The following is a 22,915-nucleotide window of genomic DNA, read 5'->3' as shown; positions in this document are numbered from 1 at the left end:
CGGCCGATCGCGCCGGGTGACTCCGCCCCGTTCGAATGCAGGCGAGCGGGGCGTTTCTCGTTATGGCTCGCGCGCCGAATCCACAAAGCCGGCGCGCCGAGGTTAGAATAGCGCGATGCCACGACCGCGCCTTCTGCCCGACAACTTCATCCTCGCGTTGATCGGGGCGATTCTGCTCGCCACGCTCCTGCCGATTCGCGGCGGGGCGGCGGCCATTTACGAGCACGCCACTACATTGGCGATCGCGCTGTTGTTCTTTCTGCACGGCGCCAAGCTCTCGCGTGAGGCCGTTGTCGCCGGGGCCTCGAACTGGCGCCTGCACCTGTGTGTGCTGGCCGCCACCTTCCTGCTGTTTCCGCTGATCGGTCTGGCGGCCCATCCCCTGTTGTCCGATCTGCTCACGCCCGGGCTGGCCGCTGGCGTGCTGTTCGTCTGTCTGCTGCCCTCGACCGTACAGTCGTCGATCGCCTTTACCTCGATCGCCGGCGGCAACGTATCGGCCGCGGTCTGCAGCGCGAGCGCATCCAATCTGCTGGGCGTGTTCCTGACCCCGGCGCTGGCGGGGGTGTTTCTGTCCCAGGCCGGCCATGCCGGCGGTTCGTTGTCGGCGATCGTGCATATCGTGGGCGAGATCGTGGTGCCGTTCGCGGCGGGCCAGTTCGCGCGCCGCTGGATTGGCGGCTGGGTCAAGGCGCACCCGAAGGTGGTCAAGTTCGTCGACCAGGGCTCGATCGTGCTTGTGGTGTATGGCGCGTTCTCGGCATCGGTGGTGCAGGGGCTGTGGCACCAGATCCCGCCGATCGCGCTGGCCTGGCTGTTCCTGGCCGACGCGGCGCTGCTGGCGATCGTGCTGGCGGTCACCTGGGGTGTCGGGCGGGCGTTTTTCGCGCGTGAAGACGCCCTGGTGCTGTTGTTCTGTGGTTCCAAGAAATCGCTGGCCAGCGGCATCCCGATCGCCAAGGTGCTGTTCGCGTCCGGCGCGCTCGGGGCGATCGTGCTGCCGTTGATGATCTTTCATCAGATCCAGCTCATTGCCTGCGCCGCCATCGCGCGGCGGGCGGCCCGATACGCGCCCGAGGCCCAGCCGGTTCGCGGATGACACGCGCGCAGCGCAGCTGGGCGATCGCGGCGATCGCCTTCACTGGCGGTGTGGGCGGCGGCGTGGTGTTTCCGATCCTGCCGATGGTGGGTGTACAGCTCGGCATCAGCGGGGCGATGATCGGCCTGATTCTGTCCGCCAACCGGATTGCACGGCTGCTGTTCAATCCGGCCACCGGCTCGTTGCTGGATCGCTTTGGCGCCCGTTGGCCGGTGGCGGCTGGTCTGTTACTGGAGACCATCGGCAGCGGTGCCTACGCGATTGCGTTGTCGGCTGACCGTCCGGCGCTGTGGTTCCTGGTCGGACGTCTCATCTGGGGGCTGGGCTCGTCGCTTCTGCTGGTGGGTGTGCTGGCGGCCATCATGTCGATCAGCGGAAATGCTTCCCGCGGTAGCATGACCGCGCGCGTGCGCACGGCGATCAGCCTGGGGTTTCCCGGCGGTCTCGTCATCGGCGGGCTGATCGCCGATCTTGCCTCGGATAACGCCGCGTTTCTGGTCGCCACCGGACTCAGCCTGGCCGCGGCCGCCGGCGCGGCCTGCGTCATGCCGGACCACGCCGAGCGCCGGCGTCCGGCGCGCGCGAACGGCGCATCACGCTGGGCCGCCTGGGGCGACGTGCTGTCGCTGGGCACGCTGCGCATCATCTTCGCCGCCAACGCGTTGCTGTTCTTCGCCGTGTCCGGGGTGTTGCTGGCCACCGTGGCGCTGGCCGTCGATGCCCGGCATCTGTTGCTGTTCGGTCTGGGTGCCCAGGGCAGTGCCGGGTTGTTGATGGCGGTGCTGATGGGCGCGCGGGCGTCATCGTCTCTCGCTTGCGGGCGCTATCTCGATCGCTCGACCTCGCGGACCCGATTGTTGCTGCCGGCCATGGCGGGCGTGGCGACCGGTTTCGTCATCCTGGGCCTGGCCACGAATCTGACGCTGGCGATCATCGGTCTGTTGCTTATCGGCGCCGGCGCGGGCGGCCTGACCATTCCCATGCTCACGCTGCTGGGCGACGTGGCGCCGGCGCGCATCCACGGCCGGGCGCTGTCGGTTTATCAGTGGTCGTCCGATCTGGGCGGTGCGCTCGGCCCGGTTCTGGGGCTCATGTGCGGCCGCTGGATCGGCTACGGGCAGAGCTATGTCGCGGTCGGTCTGCTGATTGTGGCGATGGCGCTGCCGCTGCGGCATCTGGCGGTCGATGAGCGGCGGCGCGCCGGCTGATCGGTGTGGTGGCTGCGGATCAGTCCGGGGTCGCCAGGGTCAGGTGTTCGATGGCCTGTGCCGTGTCGTCGACCCAGACCGTTGCGGCGTGGGCTCCGCCAGCGTCGAGGGTGAGCTGGAGATGATGGCGCCGGCGGCCGTTGTCCTCGATGCGCGGCACGCGCGCGGCATTGAGGTAGAGCGTGTCGTGGTGGTGCGCCCAGGTGCGGCGCCAGGCCCCGCTGTGCTTGCTGCGATGGTGCATGTGACCGGCGACGACGGCACGCACGCGATGACCGGTGGCACGGGCATGCACGAGCGCATCGCGCAGATCGGGATCGCCGAAATCGCCCAACCCGGGATCGAAATCGCAGCCGAATGGGTCGGTAGGATCTGCCCCGAGCCCGGCCGGGCCGTTGTGGGCCAGCACGATCAGATCGCGCGGTGCGGCGTCGATGAGCGCGCACAGTCGGTCGCGGCTGTCGGCGAAGCGGGATACGCCGAATGCGCTTTTCAGGTAAGGCCGGAAATACAATCGGTTGCCGCCCATGGCATGAGGGCGCGCGATCACCAGACCGAGATCGGGCGCCAGCGAATGGAGGCTGTAACCCCCAAGCGTGACCGGGCCCAGGTCGCGGGCGAGCCGGGCGACACGGCGGCGCATGCCGAGTGCGGTCCAGCGTGTGGCCCAGGGGCGGCCCCGGATCTCGGCGAGCAACTGCGCCAGAGTGGTTGCGTCGTGATTGCCCGGGATGGCCCATGCCGGCACCGTCAGCCGCGCCAGCTGACGCGCCACGGGCCGGCTGTTCACCACGCGGGCGAAATCGCCCACGAATAGCACGGCGTCGTAGCCGGCGGCGTTGAAGAACGCGGTGTCGATGTCGTCCCACGCGCCGTGGATGTCGCCGATGATGCCGATCTGCATTCGAGGGTTGTAAGAGCGCCGCGGCCAACCGTCAAGACGTCGGGCGCCGCGACGATATGTCGCATGGGCGCATGCCGTGTGCCCGGCTAGTCTTGCCGCCGATTCCGCAGCAGTTGGGGGCATGGCATGCGACGTTATTCGGTGATGGTATGGGGCGGTCTTTTTCTGGGTGCGGCGGCGCCGGTGTCGGCACAGGCTGCGGGCCCCGGGCCGGACATCGTTGCCGCCCCGGCGGTGAGTGCGCCGACCACCAGGCTGGCGCCGCTTGCGGTGCGTGGCCTGATCAGCCGGGCCGATAACGTGCAGCCCCCACTGGCGCCGTCGACCGTCGATACCGCGGCGGCGATGGGCGAGGTGCCCGGGGGCGCGCTGGTGGACAACGGCGGCATCTCGGGCCAGGTCCAGTTCCGCGGCTTGACCGGCTATCGCAATCAGACGCGCATCGACGGCATGAGCGTGGCCTCGGGCGGGCCGAACTGGATGGACCCGCCGTTGCACTATGCGCCGGCCGCGCTGGTCGAGTCGCTGTCGGTGACACGCGGGATTCCCTCCGTGGCGGACAGCATCGATACGATCGGCACAACGGTCGATGCCAGGACCCGCCAAAGCCGCTACACCAGTGGCGATAGCTACGAGCTGCACGGCTGGGGCGAAGCGACCGCGCAATCGGTCGACGACGGCTACAGCCTGTCCGGCCAGGCCAGCCTGGCCAACGACATCAACCGGATCGGCCTGACCGCGGTGACTGACCAGGCCGCGAACCTGCGTACGCCGTATGGCAAACTCCGGGCCTCGGCCTACGATCGCAAGCAGTACGGGCTCGATTTCGGCCATCGTGAGGCCTGGGGCGAAACATCCGGCTTCGTGCGCGCGCAGCGCACCGGCGACACCGGCAACCCGGATCTGCCGATGGATATTCATTACTTCCATGGCACGCTGGCCGAATTGAAGCAGACCGCGGATATCGGGCGGACGCGGGTCACCGCCCAGCTCGACTTCAGCCACGTCGAGCACGAGATGGACAATTACATCCTGCGCCCGGCGCCGGACTTCTCGCCGCTCAACGGCGATGCGCCCGATCCGCGCTATATCCGGGCCCGCAGTCAGCGCTATGCGGCCAAGCTGCACGCGGCGCACCCGCTGGCCGGGGGCACCTTCAAGGCCGGCTTCGACGGCAGTTGGGTCCAGCACAATGCCTTCGTGGGCAATCCGAAAATGGCCGCGTTCGGCGTGAATGCCTTCGACGACATTCGCCGCGACACCTACAGCCTGTTCGGGCAATGGGCGGGGCCGATCCGCGGGCCGTGGCACGGCGAGCTCGGTGTGCGCGACACGATCGTGCATACCGCGGCCGGGCCGGGCGGCGTGGCCCCCTCGCTGCCGATGCCGGCGCAGCGCCTGGCGGCCGATTTCGCCGCCAGCGATCGCGATCAGACCGACAACAACGTGGATGTGGTGACCAGGCTGTCGCGCGATATCGGCCAGCGCTGGCAGGCCCGGCTCGGCCTGGCACGCAAGACACGCTCGCCGTATTACACCGAGCGCTATGCCTATATCCCGCTGGAAGCCACGGCGGGCTCGGCGGACGGCAACAATACCATCGGCAATACCGGGCTTTCGCCCGAGGTCGCCTACATGGCGGATCTCGGTCTGAGTTTCACCGGTAGCCGGCTGACGTTTTCGCCCGAGGTCTATTACCACCGCATCCACGACTACATCACCGGCGTGCCGTATGCCGGGGGCAATAAGGACGTGGTCATGGTGTCGACCGCCAACGGCGATCCGACGCCGTTGCAGTACGCCAATGTCGGGGCCGAGGTCTACGGTGCCGACCTTGCCGCCGCCTACAAGCTGGATAACGCCTGGACGCTGTCCGGCGGGGCCGGCTACACCCGCGGTCGGCGCACCGACACGGGCGACAATCTGTATCGCATCGCGCCGGCCAACGTGCGTGCACGGCTGGCCTACCAGCGCGCCGACTGGCGCTTTTCGCTGTCCGAGCGCTATGTCTTCGCCCGGCATCACATCGCCGATTCGCATCGTGACGCCCGGCTGGGCGATCCCGAAACCGGCGGCTATGCATTGACCGACATTGCCGCCCACTATCAGGCCAACCGGCATCTGTGGGTGGAAGTCGGCGTGGATAATCTGTTCAACCGGGGGTATCGCGATTTCATGGGCGGCTTCAATCGCGTGGCCGACAGCGCGGTGCCGGTGGGCGCGCGCCTGCCCGGGGCCGGGCGCAATGCGCACGCGACGGTGCATTTTGCGTTCTGAATGGCGTTGGAACGGGCGCGCGAGGCCGGCCTCGCGTGCGCTGGCGTGCAAGCGGTAGGGTGGTGTGCATTCCGGGGCTGGAGGGGCCATGAAACCTACGCTGCCTGCCCATGTGTTTTCGCTCGAGCCCGCCGCTGTGATGCGGGTGCTGGCCGGGTTGCGCTATCTGGCGGTGGCGCTGGTCGGCCTGGCACTGCTGCTCATGGCGGTGGCCGGGCGAACGTTGCCGCCGGCGCTGTGGGCCCTGCCCGTTCTGCTGCTGGCGTTCAATCTGGTCGTGGTCTGGCGCCTGCGCTATGCCGCGCCCCCGTCCGCGCTCGAGCTGGTCGCCCATCTGGCGGTCGACACCCTGGCCCTGTTCACGCTGTTCTGGGGGCTCGGCGGGGCGACCAATCCGTTCGTGTCGCTGTTCCTGGTGCCGGTGGCGCTGGCTGCGACGATCCTGTCGATTCGCGATGCGATCGCGGTGACGCTGCTGGCGGTGGCGGCCTATACAGCGCTGCTGTTGCGTTATCTGACACGAATCCACGACCCGGAAGCCATGGTCGGCTTCGAGCGCCACGTCGTCGGCATGTGGGTCAATTTTCTCCTGGCCGCGGCGTTGCTCTGCGGTTTCCTGCTGGTGCTGGCGGCGGTGCTGCGGGCGCGCGAACGCGAGCTGGCGGGGCAACGCGAGCGGCTGATGCGCGACGACGCCGTCGTCTCCGTGGCCACCGTGGCGGCCGGCGCGGCCCATGCATTGAATACGCCGCTGTCGACGATCGCGGTCGCGGCCGAGTCGGTCTCCGAGCATCCGGATCTGCCGCCCGACGTGCATGAGGATATCGCCATCATCCGCAGCCAGACCGCGCTGTGCGCGGCCGAACTGCGGCGCTTGATCGCGGCCCGGGACCCGCGTGCGCAGTCGGTCACGCCGCTATCCGCCTATGCCGGGCATCTGGTCGCCGACTGGCATATGCGTCGGCCGGAGATCGATCTGACCGAGACCGGACGCGCCGCGCTGACCGCCGCGCCCATCCGCAACGATCCGGCGCTGACCCAGGCGCTCGTGAATCTGCTCGACAATGCCGCCGATGCGGCGATCGCGGCGGGGGATCAGCGCCTGTGGCTGACATGGCGTTGCGAGTGCCGGTTGCTCGAGTTGATCATCGACGACCCGGGCGCAGGTCTTGAAACCGTTGCCGACCAGACCGCACGCCCGGCGCGCGGTCTGGGCCTGGGGCTGACGCTGGCGCGCGCGAGTCTGGCCCGCCTGGACGCCACGCTGGATTTTTCGACCTCGTCGCACGGCGGCACGCGTACACGGGTGCGGCTGCCGCTCGGCCCGCTGATGCCGAACGACGCGACAGGAGACGCGGCATGAGGTTGCTGATCGTGGATGACGATGTCGTGTTCACGCGCACGCTCGGCCGTGCGCTGGAGCGGCTCGGGCACGTCGCTACCGCTGCCGATACGCCGGCCTCGGCGCTGTCGGCGGTCACGCCGGACCATTTCGATGCCGCTATCGTGGATCTGCGGCTCGGCGAGCGCAGCGGGCTGGCCTTGATCGAGCCCTTGCTGGCCGCCGATGCCAACCTGCGCATCCTCATGCTCACCGGCTATGCCAGCATCGCCACCGCAATCGAGGCGATCAAGCGCGGCGCGTTCAATTATCTGCCGAAGCCCGCGACCGCGCGCCAGATCCTCGCGGCGCTGGCGCAGGACGGCGTCGCCGACAATCCGGTCGAGCCGCCGGGCACCCCGACCTCGCTACGCCGGCTCGAATGGGAGCATATTCAGCATGTGCTGGCCGAACACGACGGCAACGTCTCGGCCACGGCGCGGGCGCTGGGCATGCATCGGCGCACGCTACAGCGCAAGCTGGCCAAGAAGCCGGTCGCCGAATGACGACGCCGGCGACAACGTTTGGGTGGCGCGTCGAACCGCGTCCGGATTCGGGAGGGTGAATCATGATCGGGATCTTCATCTTTGCCGCGGCCATGGTGCCGTTCTTCGGTTTCCTCGGCTGGGTCGCCTACAAGCTCATCACCAGCGACGACGATTGAACGGGCCCGCGACGCCTGCGCGAATCCGGTCGAATCGTCGTCCGGAATGCCCGGGTTGCCGTCGAGCGTGGACGCTGAACGCTGCAGCGGCGACAATCGGGCGCCTGATGCGGGGCGCCCGCCTGTTTTTGCTGCTGGATCGCATTTATGTCCGAGTCGTCGAATCCGACATCGCCCGCAACCGAGGCCGGGCCCCGCCGCATCGTCACCCGTGGCGAGCGTCGTTTCGTGCTGCTGGGCACCGCCCATGTGTCGAAAGCGAGTGCGGACGAGGTGCGCGCCGAGATCGAGACCGGCGACTACGACCAGGTGGCGATCGAACTCTGCGATGCGCGCCATGCTGCGCTCACCCGCCAGTCCGAAATGGCGGATATGGATCTGTTCGCGGTGATCAAGAGCGGCCAGGCCGGCATGGTGGCGGCCAATCTGGCGCTCGGCGCCTATCAGCAGCGGCTGGCCGACCAGTTCGGCATCGAGCCCGGTGCGGAGATGCGGGCCGCGATCACCGCCGCGGAAGCGGCGGATACCCCGCTGACGCTGGTCGACCGCAATATCGGCATCACGCTCAAGCGGGTCTATCGCGGCATCCCCTGGTGGCAGCGCGCGTCGGTGCTCATGGGGTTGGCCGCAAGCCTGGTCTCGTCGAACAAGATCAAGGAGGAAGACATCGAGCAGCTCAAGGAAGGCGACATGCTCGAAGCCACCTTCAACGAGTTCGCGGAGCAGTCCGAACACATGCACGCCGCGCTCATCGACGAGCGCGATCAGTACATGGCCGCCAAGCTGCTGATGCAGGCCGATACGCCCGGCACCACGCTGGTGGTGGTCGGCGCCGGCCACCTGAAGGGCCTGGCCCGCTATCTCGAGCGCGGCATGGCGGCGCCGGCCGAGCGCGTGGCCACGCTCGATACCGTGCCGGCCGGCGCGCGCTGGGTGAAATGGATTCCCTGGGTGATCGTGGCGCTGGTGCTGGCCGGTTTCGGGCTCGGCTTCGCCCATAGCCCGAATCTGGGCTGGCATCTGGTCGCGGAATGGTTTCTGATCCACGGCGTGCTGTGCGCCGTGGGTGCCGCGCTGGCGCTGGCGCATCCGTTGACCGTCGTGGCGGGATTCGTGGCATCGCCGCTGACCTCGCTCAATCCCACCATCGGCGCCGGCATGGTGACCGCTGCGGTGGAGCTATGGATACGCAAACCGCGGGTCGGCGATTTCTCGACGCTGAAATCGGATGTCACCACAGTGCGCGGCTGGTGGCGCAACCGTGTTTCCCGCGTGTTGCTCGTGTTCCTGTTGTCGACCATCGGTTCGGCCGCCGGTACCTGGATCGCCGGTTTTCGGATCGTCGATCAGCTCATCGGCGCCTGACCACCGGCGTGCGGCGCGGCGTGCTCAGGAGGTCGCGCTGCTCCGGGCGGCCACACTGTCGGTCGCCTGGGCGAGATTGAGCACGGTCTGGGCGATCGATTGCGTGGTGGCCAGGGTGTCGATCGCGCCGGTGCGCAGCGCGCCGAGGATGCCGGTCACCTTGGTCGGCTCGCTGGCCATGGCGATGACGTCCGGAATACTGTGCAGATGCTCGATGGTGAGTCCGATCACGCGGCCGATCAGTGGCGTTTCCGCCAGATTGCCGTCGATGTCGATGAAGTCGTAGCCCATGATATCGCCGACCACGCCGAGCTGGCGCAATGTGGTGATCTCCTCGTTGGTGAACCAGCCCATGCGGACCATGTTGCTGTCTTCGAGAATATCGCCGACGCCGACCACCGCCACGTCCGCGTGCTGGGCCTTGTTGAGTGACTGGCGCACCGTGTCGTTGGCCAGCAGCGCATCCCGGATCTGGGGGTCGGAGACGATGGCCGGGGCATAGAGCGTAACGCTCTCGCCGCCGAAGCGCATCGCCATGTGCCGACAGATCTGGTCCGAATTCATGGCTTCGCCGCCGCGGTAGGAGCCGCCGATGGCGCAGACGAAACTGCAGTGCCGGCGCTGGTTCGAGACCACGTGCTCGGGCACCGCGCTCACATTGCGCCCCATGCCGACCGCGACCACGCTGGTTTCGGTCAGGGACTGATCGAGATAGCGCGCAACCAGGCCGGCCAGCAGTTCGCGCTGGCGCTCCGGGTCCTTGTGATCGACGGAAATGATCGCCCGCCGGATGCCGAAGCGGTCCATGAGCGCTTTTTCGAGCGCCGCGGTGGTGTTCGGCGGATGCTGCAGGCGCACGCGGATCTCGACGATGCCCTCGGCGACCGCGCGCTTGAGCAGGCGCCCCACCTTCACGCGGGAGATCTCGAATCGGCTGGCCAGCTCTTCCTGGGTCCAGCCGTCGATGTGGTAGAGCTTGGCCAGCTCGGTCAATTCATCGGGTGACATGGATTTTGTCTTTCACCTCGTCTGCCTCGGCTCGTACGTCCGAACGATCTGCGTCGAAGCCAGTGCGATCATATGTTCGATCAGTGTACATATGCACTAGACATTCATCCTACGGTGGCACACCGGTTTGTCCAATAGCATGACCGGGTATGACGTCGCTATATTTAAGTTTATACAGAGATTTAATACCTAGGTCGTATCGACCAAAGTCTAGGGCTATAAACAGGGTTTTCGCGTTGACCGGCCACGAGGGGCGAAATATTATCGATCACGAATAAACAAATGAACTGTGAATGATCATATGTTCATTCACGAAAGCCGGAAGCCGGGCACTTGCGACAGGCAGGTCGGGCCGCGGCGGGCGCCGATGGTGTCCCGGCGCAGCGGATGAAAACCGGCGATGGCGTGCCCCGCGGCGCGAAAGTCATATTGAGGAGTCAGCCGTCATGTCTGATGTTATCGATCGTCCCGAAGATGCCGCCCAGGCGGGCGCCATTCCCAAGACCATGCAGGCTGTCGTCTGTTACGCGCCGGGCGACTACCGGCTCGAGGAAGTCGAGGTGCCCACGCCCGGTCCGGGCGAGATTCTGTGCCGGGTGGAACTGGTCGGCATCTGTATGTCGGATGTGAAGGTCTACCACGGCGCGCCGTCGTTCTGGGGCGATGACACCCAGCCGCGCTACGTGAAGCCGCCGATGATTCCGGGGCACGAGTTCGTCTGCCGTGTGGTCGCACTCGGCGAGGGCGCCGGCGAGGCCAAGAACGTCAAGATCGGCGATCGCGTGATCTCCGAGCAGATCGTGCCCTGCTGGGACTGCCGCTACTGCAACCGGGGCCAGTACTGGATGTGCGAAAAGCACGATCTGTACGGCTTCCAGAACAATGTGCAGGGCGCTTTTGCTCAGTACATGATCTTCACCAGGGAAGGCATCGTCCATCAGGTGCCCGATCATGTGCCGGCCGAGGAGGCCGTGCTGGTCGAGCCGCTGGCCTGCTCGCTGCATGCCGCCGACCGCGCCCAGGTGACCGCCGACGATGTCGTGGTGGTGGCCGGCGCCGGCACCCTGGGGCTGGGCATTATCGGCCAGGTCGCGCTGTCCAACCCGAAGAAACTCATCGTTCTGGATCTCAAGCCTGAGCGCGCCAAATTCGCGAAGCAGTTGGGTGCGCACGAAGTATGGAATCCGGCCGAGGAAGACGTGATCGAAAAGATCAAGTCGATCACCGACGGCTACGGTTGCGATATCTACATCGAGGCCACCGGCTATCACAAGGCGGTGAACCAGGGCATCCACATGCTGCGCAAGCTGGGCCGTTTCGTGGAGTTCTCGGTGTTCGGCTCCGAGGTCACCCTCGACTGGTCGATCATCAGCGACCGCAAGGAACTGGACGTGCTGGGCTCGCATCTGGGCCCGTATACGTATCCGCGTGCGATCGACTTCATCGCCACCCGCAAGCTCGACATGCGCGGCGTGGTCACCCACACCTATCCGATGTCGAAGTTCCACGAGGCACTGGAAGTGATGGAACGCGGCGAGAAATCGATGAAGGTGGCGGTGGACCCGCACACCTAGGCGCAAGCGGGTTCGATCAGGTGTTTATGGCAGGGCGCGACAGCGCCGGCGGATGTGGGGCGCGCTGGCTTGTTCCGCTTGCTGGTCGCGGGCAGGCGTGCGCTGTCGCCGGCAGCGGTCGTGCGCAGTCAGCAAACGGCCGCGCGGGAGGGCGCTTCCGGTCGCGGCACCAGAAGACGAGCGTGAAGACGCACCCCCGCCCCCGCTCTGATAGCCGCTATACCGCCACCGCCGGCTTGCGGGTCATCGGCGGTGGCGGGGCTGTGATCGCGTGGCTGTCCGCGCCCGGGAAGCGCGCGTCCGGCAGTGCGCAACGCATTGATTATGGAGGTTCTGCATGAGTACAGCCACGAGCGTCCCAGCGTCCCGAAAGGTTTGGAGCGGGCGCAAGATTGTCCTGATTGTTGTGGGCCTGGGCGTGCTGATTGCCATGGGGCTGGATACCAAGGTCGTGCGACAGGGCGAGGGCCCCGCCGGGCCGAAGCAGTTCTCGCAGGCGGCCTACGGCAAAAAGGAGTTTCCCAAGGTACGCACCAGGATCAGCGAGCGCGCGGCACCGGCAACGCAGCTGGCGGCGGCGCTGGCCAAAGACAAGAGCGCTGCGGTCAAGAAGTACGGCGTGCCCAACGATATCGGGCCCATTATGTCGGTGAAGTTCTCCGGCGTGGTCGGCAAGGGCGACGAGGGTGTGTTCAATATCAAGGTCCCGGGGTTGCCGCAGGATCTGACCATTCGCCTGCAGACCGGGCCGGCCATCATTGGAACGACCCTGCGTGATGGCGCCGGCGGGATCAGATTCGGCGACTTCGAAAACCAGATTCAGTATCAGAACGCGGCGGCCGGCATCAATAACGCCATGAAGAAGCAGGTGTTGTCCGGGCTTGATCGCGATCATCTGACGGGCAAGACGGTCCACGTGGTCGGCGCGTTTCAGTTGATCAATCCGCACAACTGGCTGGTCACGCCAGTGGAACTCAAGGTCGGATCATGAGCGATCAAGCGATCTCGCAGAAGCACGGCAGGGCCATCCTGTCGGCCCGCGACGTGCACAAGCGCTACGGCGGCGTGCGTGCCCTCAAGGGCGTCGACTTCGACATCTATCCCGGTACGGTAACGACGCTGTTCGGTGAGAACGGCGCCGGCAAGTCGACGCTGATGAAGATCCTGTCGGGCGTCGAGCAGCCGAGCGAAGGCCGCATCATTCTCGACGGCGAGCCGGTCACATTTGCTTCGACCGTGGATGCGCGCGACCGCGGTATTTCCATCATCCACCAGGAGCTGTCGCTCGCGCCCAATATGTCGGTGCGCGACAACATCTTCATGGGCCGCGAGCTGCGCGGTCACCGCGGCGTCGACTACGCCGAAGAGGCGCGCCAGGCGGCCGCGCTGATGGCGGAGCTCGAGGAGGACATCGATCCGCTGACGTTGGTCGGTGAGTTGCGTGTCGGCCAGCAGCAGATCGTCGAGATTGCACGCGCGTTGTCCGTGAATTCGCGCATCCTGATCATGGACGAACCGACCTCGGCGCTGTCGGCCACCGAGGTCGAGGTGCTGTTCAAGGTCATTCGGGATTTGACGGCCAAGGGGGTGGCGCTGGTCTACATCTCGCACCACCTTGAGGAGGCGCTGGAGATCACCGACTACGCGGTGGTGCTGCGCGACGGCTCGATGACGGCCCACGCCCAACGCGCGGACATCGATCTGCCGTGGATCGTGCGCAAGATGGTCGGCGAAAACTTCAACCTGGGGTCTCCGCCGGCCGGCCATGATTTCGGCGATGTCGCCCTGTCGATCGACGACGTTTCGGTCCTGGATGCCACGGCGAGTGGCCGTCTGGCGGTCGATCATCTTTCCCTGGACGTGCGCGCCGGCGAGATCGTTTGCATTTATGGCTTGATGGGCGCCGGACGCACTGAATTGCTGGAAGCCCTCGCCGGTGGCAGCCCGATCAGTGGCGGTCGCGTCTTGCTCGGTGGCCGTGATGTTTCCGGTTTGTCGATCGCGCAGCGTATTGGTGCCGGGCTCTGTCTGGTGCCCGAAGACCGTCAGCGCGACGGTCTGGTGCAGACCATGACGGTCGGGCGGAATCTGTCGCTGGCCAGTATTGGTGCCTTCGTGCGCAATATGCTGCTGTCGCCGCGCACCGAAAAACGCCTGGTCGATGCGGCGATTCATGATGTCACGGTCAAGACCGACGGGCCGGAGGCCATGATCGGCTCCTTGTCTGGCGGCAACCAGCAGAAAGTGGTGATCGGCAAGATGCTGATCACCCAACCCAGCGTCATCCTGCTGGATGAGCCGAGTCGCGGCATCGACGTCGGCGCCAAGGCCGAGGTCTTTCGGCTGCTGGCCGAGCGGGCACGACAGGGCGCGGCGATCGTGTTTTCGACGTCCGAAGTCAACGAATGCCTGTCCATCGCCCATCGCATTCTCGTCATGGCGCGCGGCCGTATCGTGGCTGAGTTCGGTCCAGACGTCTCCAAGGAACAAATCATGGCGGCCTCCGGCGAATCCGTCGCCGCTTGAGCACCACGGATCAGGAATTCAGAATCATGAGCGATAAACGCGGTCAAACCATGACCAAGGACAAGGGCGGGCTGTTTGCGGGCGGCTTCGATCCTATCGGCTTGCTCCTTGAAGGACGTGCTTTTTTCGGTCTGATCGCGATCATCGCGGTCTTTTCCTATCTTTCGCCGAACTACTTCACCTTCAACAACCTGCTGACCATGACCTCCCATGTGGCCATCTTCGGCCTGCTGGGCATGGGCATGTTGCTGGTGATTCTCACCGGCGGCATCGACCTGTCGGTCGGCTCGACGCTGGGCCTGTGCGGCGTGATGGCCGGTTTTTTCATTCACGGCGTCGATATCGGCGGGGTCACGCTTTATCCCGCGATCTGGGTCGTGGTGGTCCTGGTGTGTGCGGTCGGTGCACTGGTCGGCCTGATCAACGGCATCCTGGTGGCCTATTTCAGGGTACCGTCATTCGTGGCCACGCTGGGATCGCTCTATGCGGTACGCGGGGTGGCGCTCCTGATGACCGGCGGCCTGACCTACAACAATCTCGGCGGCAAGGCGTCGCTGGGCAATACCGGCCTCGACTGGCTCGGTTTCAACACCATACTGCAGGTGCCGGTCGGCATATTGATCATGATCGCGGTGGCGATTGTACTCATCGTGGTGCTCAATCGAACGGCCTTCGGTCGCTGGCTGTATGCGACCGGCGGCAATGCGCGCGCTGCGCGCCTGTCGGGCGTGCCCACCAACCGCGTCACGGTGCTGGTGTTCGTCATGTCGGGCATCTGTGCGGCCATCGCCGGTCTCGTACTGACCTCGGAGCTGACCTCGGCCGGCCCGACCGCGGGCACCACCTATGAACTGACCGCCATCGCCACCGTGGTGATCGGCGGTGCCGCGCTGGCCGGTGGTGTCGGCAATATCCGCGGCACGCTCCTGGGCGCTTTCGTGATCGGCTTCCTGTCGGACGGCCTGGTCATCGTGGGCGTGTCCAATTACTGGCAGATGGTCTTTACCGGGGTGGTGATCGTGTTTGCGGTGCTCCTGAATTCGATCGAATACAAGGCCCGGCGCAAACCCCGCACCTCCGCATCCGCCGATGGCGGCACGCCGCCGGCGGCCGCAAGTCAACAAAATCCGGTTGATCCGGCCTCGTCGTTGGGGACGTCGACGGGCGAATCGTAGGCACAGAACGTCCCTGACAAAACCGCTGGTTGAACGGCGGAAATAATCACTACACAAGGAGATAAGCATGCAACGCATGAAAATCACAATCGTGGCGGCGAGTGTTCTATTCGCATTCGCCGCCTGCGCCGGAATATCCACGGCTTCGGCCGCAGACTCCGGCAACGGCAAGCTGATGACGATCATCGTCAACGATCCCTCGAATCCCTACTGGCAGACGGAAGGCCAGGTGGCGGCGAAGGAAGCCCGCAAGCTCGGCTACAAGGCGAATGTGGTGGCCCATCACGGCGACACCAATACCGAACGCAATGAGGTGGACACCGCGATCACCAACCACTCGGCGGCCATCATCCTCGATCCGGCCAACGCCAAGGGCTCGATCGGTTCCGTCAAGAAAGCGGTTCAAGCGCATATCCCGGTGTTCCTTGTGAATGCCGAGATCGACCAGAAGGGTCTGGCCAAGGCACAGCTGGTATCGAACAACGCACAGGGTGCTGCCCTGGGTGCCCAGCAATGGGTCAAGGCCGTCGGTACGCACGCCAAGTACGTCGAACTCAAGGGCGCGCCGTCGGACAACAACGCGGCGACGCGGTCCAATGGCTATCGCACCGTGCTCTCCCAGTATCCGGGCCTGAAGGAAGTGGCCTCGCAGGTTGCCAACTGGGACCGCACCCAGGGCCACGACAAGATGCAGGGCATGCTGCAGTCGCATCCCAACATCACCGGCCTGATCAGCGGTAACGACGAAATGGCACTGGGCGCGATCGCGGCGCTCAAGCAGGCCGGCAAGCTCAGCCAGGTCACGGTCGGCGGCTTCGATGGTTCGCCCGCGGCCATAGACGCCATCAAGAAGGGTGAAATGGCTTACACCGTGCTACAGCCGGTGGCCGTGTTTTCGAAAAAGGCGGTCGACGAAGCCAATCACTACATCAAGACCGGCAGCACCGGCGTGGATCACGAGAAGCAGTTGTTCGACTGCATCCTGATCACCAAGAAGAACATCGGCAACTATGTGGCGCCGTTTACCCTGAAGAGCATGCAGTAACAAGCCCCTCGGGGTAACGGCTGCAATGAACGCGCGGGCCGCAATGGCTCGCGCGTTTTCGATAAGGAGACACTGATGACTTATCTGGTGAATCAGCCCGCCGATTTCGTCGACGAAAGCATCGACGGTTTCGTGGCCGCCAACCGAGCCCTGGTGCGCCGCGTGCCGGGCGGCGTGGTGCGTGCCACGCGAACCCCGCCGGGGCAGGTTGCCGTGGTCATCGGCGGCGGCTCCGGTCACTATCCGGCATTCGCCGGGCTGGTGGGCCAGGGCCTGGCGCACGGCGCGGCCATGGGCAACGTCTTTGCCTCGCCGTCGGCGCAACAGATTTATGCCGTGGCCAAGGCCGCGGCCTCCGATTCGGGCGTGCTGCTGTCGTTCGGCAATTATGCCGGCGACGTGCTCAACTTCGGCATCGCCGAGGAACGCCTGAAGGCGGAAGGCATTGCCTGTCGTTGCTTTGCCGTCACCGACGATATCTGCAGCGGCCCCGCCGACAAGGCCAGCGAGCGTCGCGGCATTGCCGGCGACCTGACCGTGTTCCGCGCTGCCGCACTGGCTGCCGCCGAGGGCAAGTCGCTGGACGAGGTATACCAATTCGCAAGCCATGCCAACGATCGCACCCGGTCGTTCGGGGTGGCGTTTTCCGGGTGCACGCTGCCCGGTGCCAAACAACCCCTGTTCACGGTGCCCGAAGGGCGCATGGGCGTGGGCATGGGCATCCACGGCGAGCAGGGCATCGAGGAAGTCGACATGCCGAGCGCGTCGGATCTGGCCGACATGCTGGTCGATCGCCTGCTCGACGAACGCCCGGACGGCGCGGCTTCGCCGCGTGTGGGCGTGATGCTCAATGGTCTGGGCTCGGTGAAGTACGAAGAACTGTTCGTGCTCTACAAGCGCGTGTCCGAGCGACTGGAAGCCGCGGGCCTGACGCTGGTACAGCCCGAGGTGGGCGAGCTGGTCACCAGTTTCGAGATGGCCGGTGTATCGCTGACCCTGTTCTGGCTCGACGAGGCGCTGGAAAAAGCCTGGACCGCGCCGGCCACCACGCCGGCGTATTGTCGCGGCGGTGTGGCGCTGGAAGGCGAGCCGCGCGACGACGCCGACCTGGCCGCCGCCCATGAAGAGGAAACCCCGCCCGCCAGCGCCGATTCCAGGTCCGATGCGGCCGGCATGCTGGCCGTGATCGAGGCCATCCAGGCCCGGATCGAGGCCGAGGCCGAGGGCCTGGGCCAGCTCGATGCCATCTCCGGTGATGGCGACCACGGCATTGGCATGGACACCGGTGCCCGGGCCGCACTCGCGGCCGCGCGGCGTGCGGTTGAAAAAGGCTGCGGCGCCGGCACCGTCTTGATGCGGGCCGGCGATGCCTGGGCCAACGAGGCCGGTGGCACCTCCGGCGCGCTGTGGGGCCTCGGCCTGCGCAGTGTGGGGGCGCGCATCGGCGATGATGACCGCGTGGCCGCGCCCGCGGTGACCGCCGGCGTGGTCGACGCCACCGACGCGATCATGCGGCTCGGCGGCGCCGAGATGGGCGACAAGACCATGCTCGACTCGATGAAGCCGTTTGCCGACACCCTGGCCGATGAAGTGCAGTCGGGCACGCACCTGCGTGCAGCCTGGCGCCGTGCTGCCGAAGCCTCGCAGCACGCCGCCGAAGCGACCGCCGATCTGGCGCCGAAGAAGGGCCGGGCCAAAAACCATAGTGATAAAAGCGTGGGCCACCCCGATCCGGGGGCGATTTCGTTCGCGATGATCGTCGCCGCCGTCGCCGACACTCTCGAATCCCTGCATGAGGACGCAGCATGAGCGACAAACTCCGAATCATCATCGGCTCCGACGAGGCCGGCTATCGCTACAAGGAAGCGATCAAGGCCGATATGCAGGCCAGCGACACCGTGTCCTCGGTGGAGGACATGGGCGTCGACGAGGCGGCCAGGACGCCGTATCCCACCATCGCCATCGCTGCGGCGCAGAAGATCGCCGCGGGCGAGGCCGACCGGGCGCTGCTGATCTGCGGCACCGGCCTCGGTGTGGCCATTTCGGCCAACAAGGTGCCGGGCATTCGCGCGGTCACCGCGCACGACGGCTACTCGGTCGAGCGCGGCGTACTGTCCAACAACGCCCAGGTGCTGTGCTTCGGCGAGCGCGTGATCGGGCTGGAGCTGGCCCGCAAGCTGGCCCGTGAATGGCTGACCTATCGTTTCGACGAGAACTCCTCGTCGGCGAAGAAGGTGGCCGTGATCAAGCAATACGAGGAAACCGGCGACGCCAGCCCCGTCGAGTAGGCGACAATGAACGCCGGTTTGCACAACCATTGAACTGCAATGCATATCGGCGTCAGCTTCAAGATGTATCTCGACCGGCCGCGTACCCGTGAGTGGTGCGCGGCCGCCGCCGCGACCGCCAACCGGCATCCGGCGGTCCGGTCGGGCGCGGTCGAGCTGATCGTCTTTCCCACGTTGCCGGCCATGGAAGCCGCCATGGCGGCCTGTGCCGATGCCCCGGTGGCCTTCGGCGCCCAGGATCTGTTCTGGGCCGATCGCGGTGCCTACACCGGCGCGGTCAGTGGTGCCGATCTGGCCGATATGGGCTGTACCTACGCCGAGATCGGGCATGCCGAACGCCGTCGTGTGTTCGGCGAGGACGACGCCGCGATCGCGAAGAAAGTTGCCGCCGCGGTACGCAACGGCCTCATCCCCTGGATCTGTATCGGCGAACCCGAGTCGGGCCCGGCCGGGGCGGCGATCGACTTTTGCAATCGCCAGCTCGCTGCATCGCTGGCTGAACTGGGGCGACCCACGCCAATGGTGATCGCCTACGAACCGGTCTGGGCGATCGGGCAGACCGAAGCGGCCAGTGCCGCGCACGTGGCCGAAGTCGCCCGCGGCATCAAGGCCGGCCTGGCCGAACGCACCGGGCAGACCGACGTGCCGGTGGTCTATGGCGGCAGCGCCGCACCGGGCACGCTGACCGAACTCGGCACCGCCGTCGACGGGCTGTTCCTCGGCCGCTTTGCCCACGATACGGCGGCCTTCGAAGCTATTCTCGACGAGGCCGCAGATCTGAGAGGCTAGAGCTTCTTTTCGTGAGCCCTGATTCAAATCTCATCAGGCAATGAAATGCGAGATTGTTCAGTGCGTTGTTGCTCTGGAAGCCTTTGACTGGCCGGGGTTTCGCGCTGATGCGCGAGTCACCTTTCTTGCCTGCCCAAGAAAGGTAACCGAAAGAAGGGCACCCGACACAGCGCCGGCTACGCCGGTTCACTCCGACGCACAATGCCGACGGGATGCGGCCAGAACTCACGTCGCTTTGGCGACGCTCAGACAGACTGGCCGCCCCGGCGCCGTGCGCCGGACACCCGTCGCCATTGCGCGTCTCCGTCGCCGCGTAACGGGACGCAATACAGATCCATCCCGTTACTCTGCCCGAGTCTCGCGCCCAATCACGATGAACAGGCTCCGTCTTCCATCTGCGTGAATCTGCGTCGATCTGCGGACAAAATGCCTTTGGAGAACGCTTTTAGTCGCCCATGGCAGCGCGCACGGCGGCGCGATCCGGCATGCCGGCCCGTGCACCGGCCGCGCCCACTGATAGCGAGGCGGCCACGCCCGCCATGCGGATTGCGTCCTCGACCGACTGGCCTTCCACGCGCGCGGCGGCGAACGCGCCGGCAAACGTATCGCCGGCGCCGGTGGTATCGACCACCGTGCACGGCCGGCCGGGGACATGGCCACGGCTGCCATCGCGGCCGATCCAGAGTGCGCCGTCCGCGCCGAGGGTGGCGATTACGCCGATATCGTACTGCTGGGCAAGGCGCGCGGCCTGATCGACGGTCTGGTCGCGGCTCGCGCCTTCGCGCTCGCCAAGCAGAAAAGCCGCCTCCCCGGCGTTGACCATCAGCCAGTCCACGGCGGTCATCTCGAAAGCCTTGAGCGGAGCGGCGGGCGCGGCATTCAGGATCACCTCGGCGCCGGCTGCCCGACCGGCGCTCAGCGCCGCATTAACGAACGCGGTCGGCGTTTCGAGTTGCACAAGGAGCACGTTCGCGCCGCCCATGGCGCCGGCCATGTCGCGCGAGCCGTCGAGCTCGCCATTCGCGCCGGGTACCACCACGATCCGGTTCTCGCCGGCTTCGTCGACGGTAATCAGGGCTATACCGCTGCTGCCGGGAAAGCGCTGCACGCCGTCGGCATCGATGCCCTCGGCGGCCAGATCGGCCACGATCCGGTCGCCGAAATCGTCATCGCCGGCCGCGCCGAGAAAACGCACCGGCGCACCCAGCCGCGCGGCGGCCACGGCCTGATTCGCGCCCTTGCCGCCCTGGTGCATGGCATAGCCCGAGGCAATCAGCGTCTCGCCCGGCTCGGGATGATGCGCGACCCGGGCGACCAGATCGATGTTGGCACTGCCGGCGACCACGATCATGAGCGGCCTCCGGCGGCTGGGCACGACAAGCGGATCGCGGAGCGGCGGATTTCGAATGCTGTCATGAAATTCAGTTGGCGAGGTTGAGCGGACCTATTCGACCATACTTGCGAGCGTATCGGCAGTCATCGCGTGATGATCGCCGCCGTCGGCGCCGGTAAGTGCGCTGCACTCGGTTTCGTCGCAAGCGGCAATCGTCCCTAATAGCAAATCCGCATCGGCAGGCCGTGTTCGTCCGTGGGCGGATGTTCGGGCACGCTCCGGTGGATGCCGGCGGCGATGCGTTCGGCCGAGAACAGCGCGGCATAGGCGTCGGCGATGTCGTCATCGGCGGCGTGGCCGACACGATGTTTCTGTCTGAAGTGTTCGAAGTGCGCACGGCCGTAGCGTGTGAACACGCGTTGCAGACGATCGTGGGCGCCGAGGCCGGATTTCTTCGGGTATGGCATGGGCCGCAACGGGCCGCCCGTATCGGCATTCCAGCAGGCAAAGGCGAGTTCGGGATGCACTTCGTGGACGCTCGTGCGCAACGCCGGCTGATCGGCAAGCAACGCGTCCACTTCGCGAATCTTGCCGAACAGGTTGAACGCCTGGGCCGATACGCCGCCCGCGTCGTTGTCGATGTTGATACGGCTGGCCCTGGCATGGGCGTCGCGCAAAGCCAGCCCGACGGTCGTTGCGTAGATCGCGCCCCGGGTGGCGGTCGGAAACACGCTGTTGCCGCGAGCAGCGCCGAGAAGACGGCGGGCTTCGAGGTCGCATGCTCGCTTGCCGGCGGCGGCCAGGCCGATCGGCATGTCGACGGCCACGATATCGCGCTCGGCGACGACGCCCAGCGTTTGCAGCAGATCGGATAGCCGCGGCCGGAGAAACACGCCGCCCGGGGTGGCGGCGACCCATCCGGCAGGGCAGCCGTCGATGCCGATACAGTTCGGACCCGTCATCGCGTCAGTTTAGCGGATGCGATGACGGGCCCGACGGCGTACGGCCGGGCGCCTGTGGCCCTCAGGCCGCCAGGGCCGCCCCGATGGCATCGTCGATGATGGCCAGGCCTTCGTCGATATCCTCGGCCGTGCTGATCAGCGGCGGCATGACCTTGATCACCCGGTCGCCCGGGCCGGTGGTTTCCATGATCAGGCCGCGCTTGAAGCACTCGCCGATGACGGCATTGCCATGGTCCGGCACCGCGCAGTCCAGGCCAATGAAGAAACCGCGGCCGCGGACTTCACCGTCGAAACCGTCGTGGTTGTCGATGATTTCCTGCAGCCGAGCACGGATGCGTTCGCCCTGCTCGGTGACGTGCCGGGTGAGTTGGTCGTCGCGCCAGAACTTGTCGAGCGCGGCCGCGCCGGTGACGAATGCATGGTTGTTGCCGCGGAAGGTGCCGGTGTGTTCGCCCGCGTCCCAGACATCGATTTCCGGGCGCATGAGTACCAGCGACATCGGCGAGCCCATGCCCGAAATCGATTTCGCGAGGGTGACGATATCGGGCTGGATCTCGGCCGGCTCGAACGAGAAGAACGGCCCGGTGCGGCCGTAGCCGGCCTGGATGTCGTCGACGATGAACAACAGGTCGTGCTCGCGGCAGACGTGGGCCACTTCGCGCAGCCAGTCGAAGCCGGCCGCATAGATGCCGCCTTCGCCCTGCACGGTTTCCACGATGACCGCCGCCGGCTTGTCGACGCCGGAGAACGAATCCGACAGCAGGGCGTCCAGATCGGCGATCGTGTCGCGACCGTCGCGATAATAACCGTCGAAGGCCGCGGTGGTGGTATCCGACAGGCCGACGCCGGCGCTGTTGCGGATGGCGGCGTTGCTGGTGACCGAGGTCGAGCCCAGTGTCATGCCGTGGAAGCTGTGGGTGAAATGGATCATTCCGGAGCGGCCGGTGTATTTACGCGCCAGCTTGAGCGCGGCTTCCACCGCGTTGGTCCCGGTCGGGCCGGGGAATTGCAGTTTGTAGTCCAGCTTGCGCGGCTTGAGGATGATCTCTTCGAAAGTCTCCATGAACCGGGTCTTGGCCGCGGTGGCCATGTCCAGGCCGTGGTTGATGCCGCCGGACTTGATGTAGTCGAGCAGGGCGGCTTCCATGTCGGGGTCGTTGTGGCCGTAGTTCAGTGCGCCGGCGCCGGAGAAGAAATCCAGATATTCGCGGCCGTCGACGTCGGTCATGCGGTTGCCGCGGGCGGTCTTGAACTCGGTCGGAAACGAGCGCACGTAGCCGCGGACTTCCGATTCCAGGCGATTGATGATGTCCATGC

19 protein-coding genes are annotated in these 22,915 nt (G+C 66.1%); 14 read left to right on the top strand and 5 right to left on the bottom strand.

From position 1 onward, the window contains the following. Positions 1–115 precede the first annotated feature (115 nt). Both ACS8YF_RS15485 and ACS8YF_RS15480 read left to right on the top strand, forming a co-directional pair. Positions 116–1,099, top strand: coding sequence for a bile acid:sodium symporter family protein (locus ACS8YF_RS15485; protein ID WP_440851048.1), 984 nt, complete (start codon positions 116–118; stop codon positions 1,097–1,099). After that, positions 1,096–2,307, top strand: coding sequence for an MFS transporter (locus ACS8YF_RS15480; RefSeq protein ID WP_440851047.1), 1,212 nt, complete (start codon positions 1,096–1,098; stop codon positions 2,305–2,307). Before ACS8YF_RS15485 ends, ACS8YF_RS15480 begins: the two co-directional genes overlap by 4 nt. A gap of 19 nt (positions 2,308–2,326) precedes the next feature. On the opposite strand, the gene ACS8YF_RS15475 is transcribed toward ACS8YF_RS15480, so the two are convergent. Next, positions 2,327–3,211, bottom strand: a complete 885-nt coding sequence (locus ACS8YF_RS15475) for a metallophosphoesterase (protein ID WP_440851046.1) — start codon at positions 3,209–3,211, stop codon at positions 2,327–2,329. Between the two features lie 126 nt (positions 3,212–3,337). Between ACS8YF_RS15475 and ACS8YF_RS15470 the strand changes: the two genes are divergently transcribed. The 4 genes from ACS8YF_RS15470 to ACS8YF_RS15455 all read left to right on the top strand — a co-directional run bounded on the left by ACS8YF_RS15470 (position 3,338) and on the right by ACS8YF_RS15455 (position 8,898). Next, positions 3,338–5,488 (top strand): TonB-dependent receptor, encoded by a 2,151-nt coding sequence (locus tag ACS8YF_RS15470; RefSeq protein WP_440851045.1) that lies wholly within the window; start codon positions 3,338–3,340, stop codon positions 5,486–5,488. A gap of 88 nt (positions 5,489–5,576) precedes the next feature. Beyond that, positions 5,577–6,851 carry an ATP-binding protein gene (locus ACS8YF_RS15465; protein WP_440851044.1) on the top strand — a complete coding sequence of 425 codons (1,275 nt, stop codon included), beginning with the start codon at positions 5,577–5,579 and terminating at the stop codon, positions 6,849–6,851. After that, positions 6,848–7,375, top strand: coding sequence for a response regulator transcription factor (locus ACS8YF_RS15460; protein ID WP_440851043.1), 528 nt, complete (start codon positions 6,848–6,850; stop codon positions 7,373–7,375). Before ACS8YF_RS15465 ends, ACS8YF_RS15460 begins: the two co-directional genes overlap by 4 nt. Before the next feature lie 305 nt (positions 7,376–7,680). Beyond that, entirely contained in the window at positions 7,681–8,898 is a 1,218-nt protein-coding gene (locus ACS8YF_RS15455; protein WP_440851042.1) for a TraB/GumN family protein, read from the top strand. A 24-nt stretch (positions 8,899–8,922) separates the two neighbouring features. On the opposite strand, the gene ACS8YF_RS15450 is transcribed toward ACS8YF_RS15455, so the two are convergent. Beyond that, the gene (locus ACS8YF_RS15450; protein ID WP_440851041.1) at positions 8,923–9,906 is read right to left on the bottom strand and encodes a sugar-binding transcriptional regulator; all 984 of its coding nucleotides are present in this window, start codon (positions 9,904–9,906) and stop codon (positions 8,923–8,925) included. A 446-nt stretch (positions 9,907–10,352) separates the two neighbouring features. Here ACS8YF_RS15450 and ACS8YF_RS15445 point away from each other — a divergent pair, with 446 nt between their 5' ends. The 8 genes from ACS8YF_RS15445 (at position 10,353) to ACS8YF_RS15410 (ending at position 19,303) form a co-directional block, all read left to right on the top strand. Next, on the top strand, positions 10,353–11,480 hold the full coding sequence (locus tag ACS8YF_RS15445) for an alcohol dehydrogenase catalytic domain-containing protein (protein WP_440851040.1): 1,128 nt from the start codon (positions 10,353–10,355) through the stop codon (positions 11,478–11,480). A gap of 337 nt (positions 11,481–11,817) precedes the next feature. Further along, a complete protein-coding gene (locus ACS8YF_RS15440) occupies positions 11,818–12,471 on the top strand; it encodes a DUF2291 family protein (protein WP_440851039.1) in 654 nt (217 codons plus the stop codon). After that, positions 12,468–14,006, top strand: coding sequence for a sugar ABC transporter ATP-binding protein (locus ACS8YF_RS15435; RefSeq protein ID WP_440851038.1), 1,539 nt, complete (start codon positions 12,468–12,470; stop codon positions 14,004–14,006). The genes ACS8YF_RS15440 and ACS8YF_RS15435 overlap by 4 nt, the downstream gene beginning before the upstream one ends. Positions 14,007–14,032: 26 nt before the next feature. Continuing rightward, a complete protein-coding gene (locus ACS8YF_RS15430) occupies positions 14,033–15,181 on the top strand; it encodes an ABC transporter permease (RefSeq protein WP_440851037.1) in 1,149 nt (382 codons plus the stop codon). A 76-nt stretch (positions 15,182–15,257) separates the two neighbouring features. Further along, complete coding sequence (locus ACS8YF_RS15425; protein ID WP_440851056.1) at positions 15,258–16,226, top strand: D-ribose ABC transporter substrate-binding protein; 969 nt, start codon at positions 15,258–15,260, stop codon at positions 16,224–16,226. 75 nt (positions 16,227–16,301) lie between these two features. Then, positions 16,302–18,035, top strand: a complete 1,734-nt coding sequence (locus ACS8YF_RS15420; protein ID WP_440851036.1) for a dihydroxyacetone kinase family protein — start codon at positions 16,302–16,304, stop codon at positions 18,033–18,035. Then, positions 18,032–18,514, top strand: coding sequence for a ribose-5-phosphate isomerase (locus ACS8YF_RS15415; protein ID WP_440851035.1), 483 nt, complete (start codon positions 18,032–18,034; stop codon positions 18,512–18,514). Before ACS8YF_RS15420 ends, ACS8YF_RS15415 begins: the two co-directional genes overlap by 4 nt. A 39-nt stretch (positions 18,515–18,553) precedes the next feature. Continuing rightward, positions 18,554–19,303 (top strand): triose-phosphate isomerase, encoded by a 750-nt coding sequence (locus tag ACS8YF_RS15410; RefSeq protein WP_440851034.1) that lies wholly within the window; start codon positions 18,554–18,556, stop codon positions 19,301–19,303. Positions 19,304–19,748: 445 nt separating this feature from the next. On the opposite strand, the gene ACS8YF_RS15405 is transcribed toward ACS8YF_RS15410, so the two are convergent. From ACS8YF_RS15405 to ectB, 3 genes are all read right to left on the bottom strand, one after another. Then, a complete protein-coding gene (locus ACS8YF_RS15405) occupies positions 19,749–20,654 on the bottom strand; it encodes a ribokinase (protein WP_440851033.1) in 906 nt (301 codons plus the stop codon). 200 nt (positions 20,655–20,854) lie between these two features. Next, entirely contained in the window at positions 20,855–21,598 is a 744-nt protein-coding gene (locus tag ACS8YF_RS15400) for a DUF429 domain-containing protein (RefSeq protein ID WP_440851032.1), read from the bottom strand. Between the two features lie 61 nt (positions 21,599–21,659). Further along, positions 21,660–22,913 carry a diaminobutyrate--2-oxoglutarate transaminase gene (gene ectB / locus ACS8YF_RS15395; protein ID WP_440851055.1) on the bottom strand — a complete coding sequence of 418 codons (1,254 nt, stop codon included), beginning with the start codon at positions 22,911–22,913 and terminating at the stop codon, positions 21,660–21,662. Positions 22,914–22,915 lie beyond the last annotated feature (2 nt).

This window comes from Salinisphaera sp. SWV1 (assembly GCF_052044155.1).
Taxonomy (GTDB): domain Bacteria; phylum Pseudomonadota; class Gammaproteobacteria; order Nevskiales; family Salinisphaeraceae; genus Salinisphaera.
Note: the sequence above shows the minus strand (reverse complement) of the source record. Positions and strands in the feature narration are given on the sequence as shown.

Coding starts and splice junctions, on each gene's coding strand:
- ACS8YF_RS15485 (WP_440851048.1), top strand. CDS start 116: ATGCCACGACCGCGCCTTCTGCCCGACAACTTCATCCTCGCGTTGATC.
- ACS8YF_RS15480 (WP_440851047.1), top strand. CDS start 1,096: ATGACACGCGCGCAGCGCAGCTGGGCGATCGCGGCGATCGCCTTCACT.
- ACS8YF_RS15475 (WP_440851046.1), bottom strand. CDS start 3,211: ATGCAGATCGGCATCATCGGCGACATCCACGGCGCGTGGGACGACATC.
- ACS8YF_RS15470 (WP_440851045.1), top strand. CDS start 3,338: ATGCGACGTTATTCGGTGATGGTATGGGGCGGTCTTTTTCTGGGTGCG.
- ACS8YF_RS15465 (WP_440851044.1), top strand. CDS start 5,577: ATGAAACCTACGCTGCCTGCCCATGTGTTTTCGCTCGAGCCCGCCGCT.
- ACS8YF_RS15460 (WP_440851043.1), top strand. CDS start 6,848: ATGAGGTTGCTGATCGTGGATGACGATGTCGTGTTCACGCGCACGCTC.
- ACS8YF_RS15455 (WP_440851042.1), top strand. CDS start 7,681: ATGTCCGAGTCGTCGAATCCGACATCGCCCGCAACCGAGGCCGGGCCC.
- ACS8YF_RS15450 (WP_440851041.1), bottom strand. CDS start 9,906: ATGTCACCCGATGAATTGACCGAGCTGGCCAAGCTCTACCACATCGAC.
- ACS8YF_RS15445 (WP_440851040.1), top strand. CDS start 10,353: ATGTCTGATGTTATCGATCGTCCCGAAGATGCCGCCCAGGCGGGCGCC.
- ACS8YF_RS15440 (WP_440851039.1), top strand. CDS start 11,818: ATGAGTACAGCCACGAGCGTCCCAGCGTCCCGAAAGGTTTGGAGCGGG.
- ACS8YF_RS15435 (WP_440851038.1), top strand. CDS start 12,468: ATGAGCGATCAAGCGATCTCGCAGAAGCACGGCAGGGCCATCCTGTCG.
- ACS8YF_RS15430 (WP_440851037.1), top strand. CDS start 14,033: ATGAGCGATAAACGCGGTCAAACCATGACCAAGGACAAGGGCGGGCTG.
- ACS8YF_RS15425 (WP_440851056.1), top strand. CDS start 15,258: ATGAAAATCACAATCGTGGCGGCGAGTGTTCTATTCGCATTCGCCGCC.
- ACS8YF_RS15420 (WP_440851036.1), top strand. CDS start 16,302: ATGACTTATCTGGTGAATCAGCCCGCCGATTTCGTCGACGAAAGCATC.
- ACS8YF_RS15415 (WP_440851035.1), top strand. CDS start 18,032: ATGAGCGACAAACTCCGAATCATCATCGGCTCCGACGAGGCCGGCTAT.
- ACS8YF_RS15410 (WP_440851034.1), top strand. CDS start 18,554: ATGCATATCGGCGTCAGCTTCAAGATGTATCTCGACCGGCCGCGTACC.
- ACS8YF_RS15405 (WP_440851033.1), bottom strand. CDS start 20,654: ATGATCGTGGTCGCCGGCAGTGCCAACATCGATCTGGTCGCCCGGGTC.
- ACS8YF_RS15400 (WP_440851032.1), bottom strand. CDS start 21,598: ATGACGGGTCCGAACTGTATCGGCATCGACGGCTGCCCTGCCGGATGG.
- ectB (WP_440851055.1), bottom strand. CDS start 22,913: ATGGACATCATCAATCGCCTGGAATCGGAAGTCCGCGGCTACGTGCGC.